Here is an 11,668-nt window from a genome sequence, read left to right as displayed (position 1 = left end):
TCGCGGGCGCTGTCGGGCCCGCGGCCCGGCGGACAGCATGGAGCCATGACAACGACCGCGATCGAGATCGCCCCCGACAGTGCCCTGCTGGTCATCGACGTGCAGAAGGGCTTCGACGAGGAGTCCTTCTGGGGGCCCCGCAACAACCCGGCGGCCGAGGACAACATCGCGGCCCTGATGGACGCCTGGCAGGCGGCCGGCCGCCCGGTGGTCCTGGTCCGGCACGCGTCCGTGCAGCCCGGCTCCGTCCTCGCCGCCGACCACCCCGGCCACGCCTTCAAGGACCTGGTCGAGAAGCGGAGCCAGGGAGCCCTGGTGATCACCAAGACCGTGAACTCGGCCTTCTACGGCACCCCGGACCTGGACGACTGGCTGAAGGCTCAGGGGATCGGCCAGCTGGTGCTGGTGGGCATCCAGACCAACATGTGCGTCGAGACCACCGCCCGGATGGCAGGGAACCTGGGCTACGACGTGCTCGTCCCGCTCGACGCCACGCACACCTTCGACCTCGCCGGGCCGGGGGATCTCGCCCTGACGGCGGACGAGCTCGCCACCGCCACCGCGGTGAGCCTGCACGGCGGCGGCTTCGCCCGCGTGGTCACCACGGCCGACCTCCTCGCGGCGTAGCCGCCTGGCCGCCACCGGTCTCGCCGGGCCTCCTCCAGCCCTGCCGGGCCCACATCCAGCGAGGCTGAAAAGGCGAGGCCGAAAAAGGGGGGGCCCGGACCCCGGCGAGGGAGTCCGGGCCCCCAGGAGCCAGGAGCCGGGTCAGAGGATGTCGGCGGCGATGTCGGCGGCGACCTGCTCCAGCAGGGGACCCGCGTTCGGGATGGACTTGGCCGGGTCGGGCTCCAGGTCCGTGAGCGGGTACGCCTTGCGGATCCCGGCCCCCTCCAGGGCCTCCTGGGTCAGCAGCAGCCGGCCGCAGACCGCCACCACGGGCTTGCCCGCCGCGCGCGCCGCGGCCGCGACACCCGCCGGGGCCTTGCCGTGCAGGGTCTGCTCGTCCAGGGAGCCCTCACCGGTGATGACCAGCGTGGCCCGCTCCAGCGCGGGGGCGAAGCCCAGCACCTCCAGCATCAGCTCGATGCCGGGACGGAACGTCGCGCCGAGCAGCAGGGCCCCGTAGCCGATGCCGCCCGCGCCACCGGCACCCGGGAGCACCGCGCACTCGGCGGCCTTCGCGCCGATCGACTTCTCCAGCACCACCGCGAAGTGCGCCAGCGCCGCGTCGAGCGTCGCCACGTCCTCGGGCGACGCCCCCTTCTGCGGGCCGTAGACCGCGGCGCAGCCCTTCGGGCCGGTCAGCGGGTTGTCCACGTCGCTCGCGAGGACGAACTCCACCTCCGCGAAGCGCGGGTCGACACCGGACAGGTCGGCCGAGGCCAGCTCCGCCAGCGCGCCGCCGCCCGGACCCACCGGTTCGCCGTTCGCATCCAGGAACACCGCGCCCAGGGCGGCCAGCATGCCGGCGCCGCCGTCGGTGGTGGCACTGCCGCCCACGCCGAAGACGATCGAGCGCGCGCCCGCGTCCAGCGCGGCCTTGAGCAGCTGGCCCGAGCCGTACGTGGTCGCCGTCAGCGCGGCGAAGGTGCCCGCGGGCAGCAGCTGCAGCCCGGAGGCCTCCGCCATCTCGACCACCGCGGTGCCCTCGCGCAGCGCGAAGGCGGCCGTGACCTGGTCGCCGAGGGGTCCGGTGACCCGTACCTCCCGGCGTTCGAAGCCCGCTGCCACGGCTGCCGCGACCGTTCCGTCGCCGCCGTCCGCGACGGGGAGGGTCTCGATCTCCACGTCCGGTACGGCCCTGCGCAGGCCGGCCGTGACCCGCTCCGCGACCTGCACGGCCGTGAGTGAACCCTTGAATTTGTCCGCGGCGATGAGCACGCGCGCGGCCTCAGTTACTGCTCCGTCCGTCACCTTGCTATTCCCTTGCTATCGAACAGTGCAGTCGCGCCGCCACGAGCTTATCCGGAGGATCCTCCTATGCCCATGAGTGGCCTGGGCCACACCCGGCGCGCCATGCCCCTAAATGGGGATATACGCCTGCATAGTGTGGCCGGATGAGCGCGGAATCACTGGAACGGCCACGTCCGGACCCCCGGGAGGGGGATCCGGCGGCCCGGCGGCCGGCGCGCCCGACCACGGCGTCGTCACCGTGGGTGTGATCGCCGTGGTGGCCGTCGTCGCCTGGGCGGCCCTGGCCGGGGACTCCTCGGACCCCGGCGCCGGACCCGCCCGCCACCACCCCCTGCACGGGATGCGGGACGCGGTCCGGGCCATGGTCGGCGACGCCCTCGCCGAACAGGGGGCGGCCCGCCATCCACGGCTGCGGCGCGTGGCCGGGTCCAGGGGACGGGAGCACGAGGACGGCGAAGGCCCGGGGTCCCCGGAGGCGTGACGCCTCGGGGCCCCGGGCCTCGAACCGGCGGGTCCTGCGGGCCCGTCAGGACAGCTCGTACACCGCCATCCGGCCGTTGTCGTAGACCTTCTTGGCGAGTTCGGCCAGGAGCGGCGATTCGGCGCCCGACGGGCGGTGCGCCACCACGTAGCGGACGTGGTGCCGGTCGTGGAGCCGGCCCAGGATCGCGGCCGTCGGCCGGTAGACGGCGTCCTCGTTGAGCCGGAACAGCTCCTGGTCCCAGAAGGGGCCGCCGTAGGCGGCCGAGCCGCCCGACAGCGCCATGGCCCGCGGCGCGTACGCCCAGCCCTCGATCAGCACCGACCGCTCCGAGTACGCGCTGAGCCACTGCGAGCGGACGTTGTCGCACGGCGCCCCGGCGGGCAGCGGGCCCTCCAGCTCCCAGCAGTGGCTGTTGGTCGCCAGCACGTCCGACGGCTCGCTGTGGGCACGGATCCAGCGCGCCGCCTGCACCTGCGAGCCGGGCATGACCCAGGAGTACGACCACAGGGATTCCCGGGACTGCAGGACGTCGTGGAAGAGCCCCGGGGTGCCGGCCGTGAGGGCGGCGGTCAGCAGGACGATCGCGCCGCGGCCGCGCAGCGCGGGCCACACCCGGCCGCCGAGCCGCCACAGGACCGCGCCGACCAGGGCGGCCAGGGCCAGCGCGGCGGCCAGGGCGAGCGCGGGCAGCAGCACGGAGTAGGGGGTGGCCGCGCCCCGCTCGTCCCCGGCGAGCCGCAGCACGTAGGCCCACCAGCGGCCGGAGTAGCGGTAGATCCCGAAGGTGAGCAGCGCGGAGAAGGCGATCACGCCGAAGGCGAGCGCGGCCTTGCCCCGCGCGCCGAGCGCGGCGCGTTCGAAGGTCTCGCAGAAGCCCCAGGCCGAGAGCACGGCCCCGAAGGGCAGCGCGGCGAGGGTGAAGTAGCTGGCGTTGTAGCCGTTGACGGCCAGGTAGGCACACGGTCCCGCCACGGAGGCGCCGAGCAGGAACCACTGGACGGGTTCCAGCCGGAAGCGCCGCTTCGAGATCAGCGGGATCATGCCGAGCAGCTTCAGCTGGTGGTTGAGCACGAAGGCGGCCAGGGTGCCCACGACCACGAGGGCCTGGAACGCCGGTGAGCGCAGTTGACCCGGATCGGCCCAGTAGTTGCGCACGTTGCCGAACGGGATGATCTCCAGTCCGTAGCTCTCGAAGTTGAAGATGACGGCCGTCGCGAAGAGCTGGGCACCGCCGAGGACCGCGCCCAGCCCGACCACGTGCCACGGGATGCGCCGGGTGGTGATCAGCAGGACGAGGCCGGTCAGGGCCAGGCCGGCCAGGGTGACGGGCAGGGTGCTCGCCTTGGCCGCGGTGGAGGCCAGGGCGAACAGCGCGACGAGGACGTACACCCCGCGGCCGAAGAGCGGGGCCCGGTCGACCCCCTCGCCGTCCGTGGCTGCCTCGCCGTCCTTGCGGCTCCGGCGCAGCGCGTCGCCGACGACCCCCATCAGCGCGATCAGCAGCGGCTGGCTGTACGTCTGGGAGAGGCTCGACCAGGACATCAGCCGCACGGCGGGGGCGCCGAAGGTCCAGGTGGGGACGGGGTTGGGGTAGGTGGCGGTGAACTCGGCGACCGCGAAGACCAGCAGCGCGGCGAGCGGCCCCGCCCAGGCCCGCCCGATGAGCCGGCGGGCCACCACGGCGGTGATCACCATGCCGAGAGCCGCCAGCGCGGGGACCATGAGCCTGGACTCGATCACCGCGAGGTCGAGTTGACCGACCATGTCGGTCATCGCCATGTGGGCGAAGGTGAACCAGTGGTAGTACAGGGGCTCGCCGGCAGCCTGGGGAAGGGTCAGCGGGACGTTCTGCTTCGCGTTCGCGGCGAGCGACAGCATGTACGGCATGTCGCCGAACAGCCTGCTGTCCTCCTTGTCCGGGAGCACCGGGTAGAGGGACAGGAAGACCTGGTGGAAGTAGACGCTGCTGAGCATCACCGTCCCGGAGACCGACCAGGACCAGCCCGGCGAGGGGCTGGTGTACCCGCGCGGACGCCAGTGCCGGCGGAGCTTCGGTACGGCCGCGAAGGGGACCACCACGGCGAGCGGCCACGCGAGGGCGAGCCCCTGGGCGCCGGCCCCGACGAGGACCGCCCAGGCGGCCAGTTCCAGGACGAGGCCGGTGACCGCACCGAAGGCGAGGTCCTCGACCAGCGAGTGCGGCCGCCGGCGCAGGGCCCGGAAGACCAGCGTGCCGGGGAGCATGACGCCCCAGAGCACGTAGAAGGTGTACCGGGCGATGTCGCTGACCGGGGTGTCCGAGGCCAGCAGCAGGGAGACCAGGAGAAGGTACGCGGCGGCCGCCGGCAGGAAACGCCAGAACGCGTGCGGTCCGGGCCGGTCGGTCGTGCGGGACGGGGACGAGCCGCTCAGCGGCCGCGCTCCGAGGTCGGTCCGCTCGGGCGTGGCGCTGCCAGTTGTGCCCATATGTCTTGTTCTTCCCTACCTGCTATGCGTCGGCCGCCCCGGACGGGGGCGGCCGGGAGCGCCCCGGACCGGGGCGCCAGGGATCAGGCCGCGTACTCGGAGACCCGCTGGTCGCGGTCGGCGGCCGCGGCGTCCTCGGCGGAGTCGTAGCCGACGAAGTAGGCGGGCCGGGCCTGGACGGCCGAGTAGATCCGGCCTATGTACTCGCCGAGCAGGCCCACACAGATGAGCTGGACACCGCCGATGAAGAGCATGCCGATGAACAGCGACGACCAGCCGGGCACGGTCGAGCCGAACGCGTACTGGAGCGTCGTGTAGATCGCCAGGCAGAAGCAGACGAGGAAGCTCAGCAGGCCGAGCCAGGTGGCGAGCCGCAGCGGGCTGGCCGAGAAGTTCGTGATGCTGTCGAGGGCCAGGCGGACCATCTTGGACAGCGGGTAATGGGTGCTGCCGGCGACCCGCTCCTCGCGGACGTAGACGACCTCGCCGCTGCTGAAGCCGAGCCACGGCACGAGCAGCCGGTAGACCGGCTGGTGCTCGGGCAGGGACTTGAGCGCGTCGACGGCGGCCCGGCTGAGCAGGCGGAAGTCGCCGGCCTGGTTGGGCATGTTCTTGCCGACGAGCTTGCGCATCAGCCAGTAGTAGACGCCGGCCGTACGCCGCTTGAAGAAGGTGTCGGTGCCGCGGTCGCCGCGGACGCCGTAGACGATGTCCAGGTTCTTCTCGCGGGCCAGCTCGTACATCTCGACGATCTTCTCCGGCGGGTCCTGGAGGTCGGCGTCGATGCTCACGACGTACTCGCCGTAGGCCCGGTGGATGCCCGCGGTCAGCGCGGCCTGGTGCCCGGAGTTGCGGGCGAAGCGCACGATGCGCAGCTCGGGCCACTCCTGGCGGATCTTCTGCATGATCATCGGAGTGGCGTCGGTGCTGCCGTCGTCGATGCCGACCACCTCGTAGCTGATCCCCATGCCGTCCAGGATCGGGCGCAGGCGTGCCACGGTCAGGGGCAGGGCCTCCTGCTCGTTGTAGATCGGGATCACGACGGACAGCACGGGTGCCGACCGGTCGGCTGCGTCGCGTGCCGGGGCTGCTGCGTTCTGCATGGAGGGGCTTGTCTTCAATCTCCGAGTGCGGAAGACCGCCGGCGGGTGCCTGACGATCTGACCTGCCGAGAGCAGGACGTCGGCAGTGGACCACCAGGCCGACAATGCGGAGGCGCACCAGCTACCGGAGCCCTTGGTGCCACAGGGCAGAAGTGAGTGACCCGGGCGAGCGGCAACAATATCATCAGGTAAAGCAATCATCGTGTGACCATCTCCGGTCCCGAGTGGACCGAACACCCCGCACCGCCCGGCTCCGACGCCTCGGTAGGGTTGCGGAGTGACCACCGCAGATGACTACGCCACGTACATCGCGAGCCTGCCCCGGGTGCTGGCCGGCGCGGCCGCCCTCTACCGGGACGCCGAGGGCCGGGTCCTGCTCGTCGAGCCCAACTACCGCGAGGGCTGGGCCCTGCCGGGCGGCACCATCGAGTCGGACCAGGACGAGTCGCCGCGCACCGCGGCCCGGCGCGAGAGTGCCGAGGAGATCGGCCTCGACCTCCCCCTCGGCCGTCTTCTCGCCGTCGACTGGGTGCTGGGCCCCGGCCGCCCGCCGCTGGTCGCCTACGTCTACGACGGCGGCGTACTCGACGAGACCCAGCTCGCCTCCGTCACGCTGCAGGAGGCGGAGCTGATCTCCTGGCGGCTGGTCGAACCCGCCGAACTCACCGCCTACCTGCCCGAATCGCTCGCACTGCGCACCCAAGAGGCGTACCGGATCGTGCAGTCGGGCGAGGGCACCGTGGAGCTGGAGAACGGACGGCGCCCGGTCACCTCGTGACAGGACGCGCCGTAACACCGGACTTACCCCGACCAGGACAGAATCAGCAGATGATCACGATGTACGCCTGGCCCAGCACCGCCGACGGGCCCGACGCCCTTCCCATGGTGCACTTCACCACCGACCAGCAGGCCGGTGGTGAAGTCACTCCGGAGGGGACCCCGGTCTGGCTCTTCGACACCGCGATACGCGAGGGCGGCTGGGCGCTGTTCACCGATTTCGAGAGCTGGTCCGTCCCGGCCGCCGGCTGGCAGGCCTTCTACCGCCGCGAGGACGACCTCCTCGCCGTCACCGGACCCGGCTCCTGCGAGGGCTGGTACCAGGGCAACCTCGGCGCCGACCCCGACTGGGTGGCGGCCGCCGCCACCCAGCAGAGCGTGGTCCTGCTCGCCGCCCCGGTCCAGCACCCCTCGCTGTACGGCTACGCCGTGGAGGCCGGGGCCGCCTTCGCGCTGCTCGTTCCGCTCCTCGTCGTCTGACCCGACCGGGTCAGGCCAGCAGCTTGGCCTTGGCGCGGTCGAACTCCTCCTGGGTGATGTCGCCCTTGTCCTTGAGGGCGGAGAGCTTGTGCAGCTCGTCCGCGCTGCCGCCGGAGCCCGCCGTCTTCTGGACGTAGTCCCGGAAAGCGGCCTGGTTCTCCTGGGCCTGCTTCAGGTCCCGTTCGCCCATGCTCCTGCCCCGGGCGATGAGGTAGACGAACACGCCCAGGAAGGGCACCAGGAGGACGAAGATCAGCCATCCCGCCTTCCCCCAGCCGCTGAGGCTGTGGTCACGGAAGATATCCGTGATGATCTTGAAGAGCAGGAAGAACCACATGATCCACAGGAACAGGTACAGCATCGTCCAGAAGATGTTGAGAAGCGGATAGTCGTCCATGCCCGACTCCGATCATGTAGCGGTATTCCATTCATACAACCGCTTCAAAAACTCCGCATTTCGGAATGGGGCAGGGCCGGAACGGCCTTCAGGACAGAACTGAGGCCTGCTCGCCGGACTCGAAGGCCAGCAGTCGGACCTTGCGGTCGAGCCCGCCGCCGTAGCCGGTCATCCCACCCGACGCGCCGATCACCCGGTGGCAGGGCACGATGATGCCGACCGGGTTCTTCCCGTTCGCCAGGCCCACCGCGCGCGAGGCGTTGGGCTTGCCCAGCCTGGCCGCGAGCTCCCCGTACGACCACGTCTCGCCATAGGGGATCCGCACGAGCTGGTCCCAGACGCTGCGCTGGAAATCGGTGCCCTGCAGGCGCAACGGGAGGTCGAACTCCGTGAGTTCCCCGGCGAAGTACGCGGTCAGCTGGCGCGCCACCTCGGGGAAGGGCTCCTCGGCGGCGGCCACCCGCTCCCCGAAGGACTCCTCGGCCGGCCGGTGGCGCTGCCCGGTCATGTAGAGGCCACTGAGGACCCCGTCCGTGGCGACCAGGGTCAGCGGGCCGTAGGGGCTGTCGACGACGGCGTGCGTCTTGGTGCTGTTCATGGTGGATCGCATCGCTGGTGCTCCTCAGGCGGGCAGGTGGTTGATGGGGTGGGCGTCGGTGGCCCACAGGTACTGGACGGCGTACGCGCGCCAGGGCCGCCATGCGGCCGCCCGCGCGGTGAGCGCCGAGGGGGTGAACGGCAGCCCGAGCCCCTGCGCCGCCCGCCGGATCCCCAGATCGGACGGCAGGAAGGCGTCCGGGTCGCCGAGCGCCCGCATCGCGATCACCTCGGTGGTCCACGGGCCGAAGCCGGGCAGCGCCGTCAGCTGTGCCCGCGCCGCCTCCCAGTCACTGTCGAAGCCGAGCGCCAGCGAGCCGTCGGCCAGCGCCGAGACCAGGGTGGTCAGCGTGGCGCGCCGGCTGCGCGGCAGGGCCAGAGACTCCGGGTCCAGCCCGGCGAGCGCCTGCGGGGAGGGGAAGAGGTGGGTCAGCCCGCCCAGCGGGTCCTCGACCGGCTCCCCGTGCGCGGTGACCAGCCGGGCCGCGTGCGTGCGCGCAGCCGCGGTGGAGACCTGCTGGCCCAGCACCGCCCGTACGGCGAACTCCGGCGCGTCGACCGTACGGGGTACCCGGCGCCCGGGGGCCTTGTCCACGAGCGGGGCCAGCAGCGGATCGGAGCGCAGCTGCTCGTCGACCGCCTCGGGGTCGGCGTCCAGGTCGAGCATCCAGCGGCAGCGGCTGATGGCGATGGTGAGGTCGCGCAGGTCGGTCAGGGCGAGCCGGCAGCCGATGTGGTCGGGCTGCGGGGTCAGGGCGACGACACCGGTGCCGTAGGGCAGGCGCAGGGTGCGGCGGTAGGCGCCGTCGCGCCACTCCTCGACCCCGGGGACGGCGGTCGCGGCGAGGTGCCCGAAGAGGTTGTCGGGGTTCAGCGGGGCCCGGAACGGCAGCCGCAGACTGATCGTCCCCGGGATCCGGGGCGGGGCGTTCCGGCTGCGGCCGGCCTTGACGGCCCGCTCCCGCAGCTCGCTGGGGGACAGGGCGAAGACCTCGCGGACCGTGTCGTTGAAGGTCCGGATGGAGGAGAACCCGGCGGCGAAGGCCACGTCGCCCATCGGGAGCTCGGAGGTCTCGATGAGCAGCCGGGCGGTCTGGGCGCGCTGGGCCCGGGCCAGGGCCAGCGGACCGGCCCCGAGCTCGGCGTTCAGCTGCCGCTCGACCTGGCGGGCGGAGTAGCCGAGCCGCGTGGCCAGGCCCGGCACCCCCTCCCGGTCCACCACACCGTCCTGGATCAGCCGCATCGCGCGCGCGACGGCGTCGGCGCGGGCGTTCCACTCGGGGGAACCGGGACTCGTGTCGGGGCGGCAGCGCTTGCACGCGCGGAACCCGGCCTGCTGGCAGGCGGCCGCGCTGGGCAGGAAGGTCATGTTCTCGACCTTCGGCGGCACGGCGGGGCAGCTGGGCCGGCAGTAGATCCGGGTGGTCAGGACGGCGGTGAAGAACCAGCCGTCGAAGCGGGCGTCCTTCGACTGCACGGCCCTTACGCAGCGCTCGGTGTCGGTGTGCATGGCTCTAGGATCCGGTGTCGCGGAACCGCCGGCTGGCGGTTTTCCGACATCAAGGCTAGCCGTGCCCCTGGCCGGGGCTCGGAGGCGGGCCGGGCAGGGCCGTGTCCGGCGGCGGGGCCGGACACTCCCCGCCCCGCCGCCCCCGGCCCCATCCCGCCCCCGACCCGGCTCCGGCCCTGACCCCGGCTCCGCCCGGGCCCCGGGAACGGCCCCGGCTCCGACCCCGGCTCCGACCCCGGCCCCGGGAACGGCCCCCGGGAACGGCAGAAGGCCCCCGGATGCCATCGGCATCCGGGGGCCTTCTCCGGTACAGCTAGCGCAGCGTAGTGGCGCGGGCCTCGCGGCGGTTGTGCCGGAAGGTGTTGGCCTTCCGGGTCGTCGCGAAGAGCGGAATGGTCGCCGCCATCGCGATCTGCAGGGCGCAGCCGGTCTGGAGCAGCAGCTGACCGCCCGGGGCGTCGAACGCCCAGGCCGCCAGCAGCCCCATCGCGCTGATGATCCAGCAGAGCATCGCCACGGCGAGAACACCCCGCGGCTTGGGGTACTCGACCCGGCTCACCATCAGCCAGGCCACCCCGATGATCGCCAGCAGCGTCGGGACGAACGGCAGCTCCAGCAGCACGATCGAGACGACCGTGAGCGCGCCGAAGGGGCTCGGCATGCCCTGGAACATGCCGTCCTTCATCGTCACGCAGCTGAATCTCGCGAGTCTGAGCACCACGGCGAGCAGCACCACGATCGCGGCCAGCGCCGACATCTTCTGGTGCGCGTCGACGGCGACCATGCCGTAGACGAGCACGAAGTAGGCCGGCGCGAGGCCGAAGCTGATCAGGTCGGACAGGTTGTCCAGCTCGGCACCCATCGGCGAGCTGCGCAGCTTGCGGGCCACGATGCCGTCGAAGAGGTCGAAGACCGCGGCGAGCAGCATCAGTATCACTGCCGTCGCGGCGCTGTTCCGGGCCATGCCCGATTCGCCACTGCCGGTGAGGTGCGGGATGAGGATTCCGGTGGTGGTGAAGTACACCGCCATGAATCCGCACGTCGCGTTACCGAGCGTGAGGGTGTCCGCTATCGACAGCCGCAGCGAGAGCGGCATGTCGTCCTCGGCGGACTCCTCCTCGGCAGATTCGGGAACCCAGCCGGCGGCCGGAGTCTCAGGGTCAGTCACGGTCAATTCGTGTCACCCCCGCGGTGGTGGCCTGACCGACCTCGACCGCGACCTCGACGCCCTCGGGGAGGTAGATGTCGACGCGGGAGCCGAAGCGGATCAGACCGATGCGTTCGCCCTGCTCCACCTTGGTTCCGGCCGGCAGGTACGGGACGATGCGACGGGCGACGGCGCCGGCGATCTGCACCATCTCGATGTCACCGAGTTCGGTGTCGAAGTGCCAGACAACGCGCTCGTTGTTCTCGCTCTCCTTGTTGAACGCCGGAACGAATCCGCCGGGGATGTGCTCCACGGACGTCACCGTGCCCGCGAGGGGCGCACGGTTGACGTGGACGTTCAGCGGGCTCATGAAGATCGCGACCCGGGTCCGTCCGTCCTTCCACGGCATGATGCTCTGCACCACACCGTCGGCGGGCGAGATGACACGGCCCTGAGCGATCTCACGCTCGGGGTCGCGGAAGAACCACAGCATGCCCGCGGCGAGCGCGGTGGCGGGCACGGCCGCCGCGGCCCAGCGTCCGGACTTGCGGGCCCGGGTGAGGCTGAGCGCCGCGGTGGCGACGGTCGGCAGAAGCCACGGCGATGCTCCGCGCGCGAGGCGTACGCCAAGGAGGCTGTCGCGAGGTGCAGAGGTTTGGCTGTGGGGCATGGATGACCTTCGTAGCGGGTGATTGCCGCGCCGTAAACGGGGGGACGGGACGGCGGCTTTACTGGAATGCTATCGGTTGCGCGCAACAACTGGGCAAGCCAGAAGCCGAGTCGATGACGG

General features: G+C 71.8%; 12 protein-coding genes. 4 read left to right on the top strand and 8 right to left on the bottom strand.

From position 1 onward, the window contains the following. Positions 1 to 45: 45 nt before the first annotated feature. On the top strand, positions 46 to 627 hold the full coding sequence (locus tag ACFY04_RS21520) for a cysteine hydrolase family protein (RefSeq protein WP_389118778.1): 582 nt from the start codon (positions 46 to 48) through the stop codon (positions 625 to 627). A gap of 141 nt (positions 628 to 768) precedes the next feature. Here the strand turns inward: ACFY04_RS21520 and ACFY04_RS21515 are convergent, their stop codons facing one another. Then, positions 769 to 1,917 (bottom strand): glycerate kinase, encoded by a 1,149-nt coding sequence (locus ACFY04_RS21515; RefSeq protein ID WP_389118776.1) that lies wholly within the window; start codon positions 1,915 to 1,917, stop codon positions 769 to 771. A 238-nt stretch (positions 1,918 to 2,155) separates the two neighbouring features. On the opposite strand from ACFY04_RS21515, the gene ACFY04_RS21510 reads away from it, so the two are divergent. Continuing rightward, a complete protein-coding gene (locus ACFY04_RS21510; protein ID WP_389118774.1) occupies positions 2,156 to 2,398 on the top strand; it encodes a hypothetical protein in 243 nt (80 codons plus the stop codon). A 45-nt stretch (positions 2,399 to 2,443) separates the two neighbouring features. On the opposite strand, the gene ACFY04_RS21505 is transcribed toward ACFY04_RS21510, so the two are convergent. Next, a complete protein-coding gene (locus ACFY04_RS21505) occupies positions 2,444 to 4,867 on the bottom strand; it encodes a hypothetical protein (RefSeq protein ID WP_389118773.1) in 2,424 nt (807 codons plus the stop codon). A gap of 83 nt (positions 4,868 to 4,950) precedes the next feature. Then, on the bottom strand, positions 4,951 to 5,970 hold the full coding sequence (locus ACFY04_RS21500; RefSeq protein WP_314246268.1) for a glycosyltransferase family 2 protein: 1,020 nt from the start codon (positions 5,968 to 5,970) through the stop codon (positions 4,951 to 4,953). A 277-nt stretch (positions 5,971 to 6,247) separates the two neighbouring features. Between ACFY04_RS21500 and ACFY04_RS21495 the strand changes: the two genes are divergently transcribed. Both ACFY04_RS21495 and ACFY04_RS21490 read left to right on the top strand, forming a co-directional pair. Continuing rightward, a complete protein-coding gene (locus tag ACFY04_RS21495; protein ID WP_389118771.1) occupies positions 6,248 to 6,748 on the top strand; it encodes an NUDIX domain-containing protein in 501 nt (166 codons plus the stop codon). A gap of 50 nt (positions 6,749 to 6,798) precedes the next feature. Then, a complete protein-coding gene (locus ACFY04_RS21490; protein WP_389118769.1) occupies positions 6,799 to 7,227 on the top strand; it encodes a hypothetical protein in 429 nt (142 codons plus the stop codon). Positions 7,228 to 7,237: 10 nt separating this feature from the next. On the opposite strand, the gene ACFY04_RS21485 is transcribed toward ACFY04_RS21490, so the two are convergent. The 5 genes from ACFY04_RS21485 to ACFY04_RS21465 form a co-directional block, all read right to left on the bottom strand. After that, on the bottom strand, positions 7,238 to 7,624 hold the full coding sequence (locus tag ACFY04_RS21485; RefSeq protein ID WP_389118767.1) for an SHOCT domain-containing protein: 387 nt from the start codon (positions 7,622 to 7,624) through the stop codon (positions 7,238 to 7,240). 88 nt (positions 7,625 to 7,712) lie between these two features. Continuing rightward, the gene (locus ACFY04_RS21480) at positions 7,713 to 8,234 is read right to left on the bottom strand and encodes a methylated-DNA--[protein]-cysteine S-methyltransferase (RefSeq protein ID WP_389118765.1); all 522 of its coding nucleotides are present in this window, start codon (positions 8,232 to 8,234) and stop codon (positions 7,713 to 7,715) included. A 12-nt stretch (positions 8,235 to 8,246) separates the two neighbouring features. Further along, positions 8,247 to 9,731, bottom strand: a complete 1,485-nt coding sequence (locus ACFY04_RS21475) for an AlkA N-terminal domain-containing protein (RefSeq protein ID WP_389118763.1) — start codon at positions 9,729 to 9,731, stop codon at positions 8,247 to 8,249. 313 nt (positions 9,732 to 10,044) lie between these two features. Next, positions 10,045 to 10,905 (bottom strand): CDP-diacylglycerol--serine O-phosphatidyltransferase, encoded by an 861-nt coding sequence (gene pssA, locus ACFY04_RS21470; RefSeq protein ID WP_389118762.1) that lies wholly within the window; start codon positions 10,903 to 10,905, stop codon positions 10,045 to 10,047. Beyond that, positions 10,892 to 11,548, bottom strand: a complete 657-nt coding sequence (locus ACFY04_RS21465; RefSeq protein WP_030010161.1) for a phosphatidylserine decarboxylase — start codon at positions 11,546 to 11,548, stop codon at positions 10,892 to 10,894. Before ACFY04_RS21465 ends, pssA begins: the two co-directional genes overlap by 14 nt. Positions 11,549 to 11,668: the final 120 nt, after the last annotated feature.

The organism is Streptomyces sp. NPDC001549 (assembly GCF_042894025.1).
GTDB classification, from domain to species: Bacteria; Actinomycetota; Actinomycetes; order Streptomycetales; family Streptomycetaceae; genus Streptomyces; species Streptomyces kutzneri.
Note: the sequence above shows the minus strand (reverse complement) of the source record. Positions and strands in the feature narration are given on the sequence as shown.

What these genes read in the sequence shown, in the direction of transcription:
- ACFY04_RS21520 (WP_389118778.1), top strand. Translation starts at nt 46, where the DNA reads ATGACAACGACCGCGATCGAGATCGCCCCCGACAGTGCCCTGCTGGTC.
- ACFY04_RS21505 (WP_389118773.1), bottom strand. Translation starts at nt 4,867, where the DNA reads ATGGGCACAACTGGCAGCGCCACGCCCGAGCGGACCGACCTCGGAGCG.
- ACFY04_RS21500 (WP_314246268.1), bottom strand. Translation starts at nt 5,970, where the DNA reads ATGCAGAACGCAGCAGCCCCGGCACGCGACGCAGCCGACCGGTCGGCA.
- ACFY04_RS21490 (WP_389118769.1), top strand. Translation starts at nt 6,799, where the DNA reads ATGATCACGATGTACGCCTGGCCCAGCACCGCCGACGGGCCCGACGCC.
- ACFY04_RS21485 (WP_389118767.1), bottom strand. Translation starts at nt 7,624, where the DNA reads ATGGACGACTATCCGCTTCTCAACATCTTCTGGACGATGCTGTACCTG.
- ACFY04_RS21480 (WP_389118765.1), bottom strand. Translation starts at nt 8,234, where the DNA reads ATGCGATCCACCATGAACAGCACCAAGACGCACGCCGTCGTCGACAGC.
- ACFY04_RS21475 (WP_389118763.1), bottom strand. Translation starts at nt 9,731, where the DNA reads ATGCACACCGACACCGAGCGCTGCGTAAGGGCCGTGCAGTCGAAGGAC.
- ACFY04_RS21465 (WP_030010161.1), bottom strand. Translation starts at nt 11,548, where the DNA reads ATGCCCCACAGCCAAACCTCTGCACCTCGCGACAGCCTCCTTGGCGTA.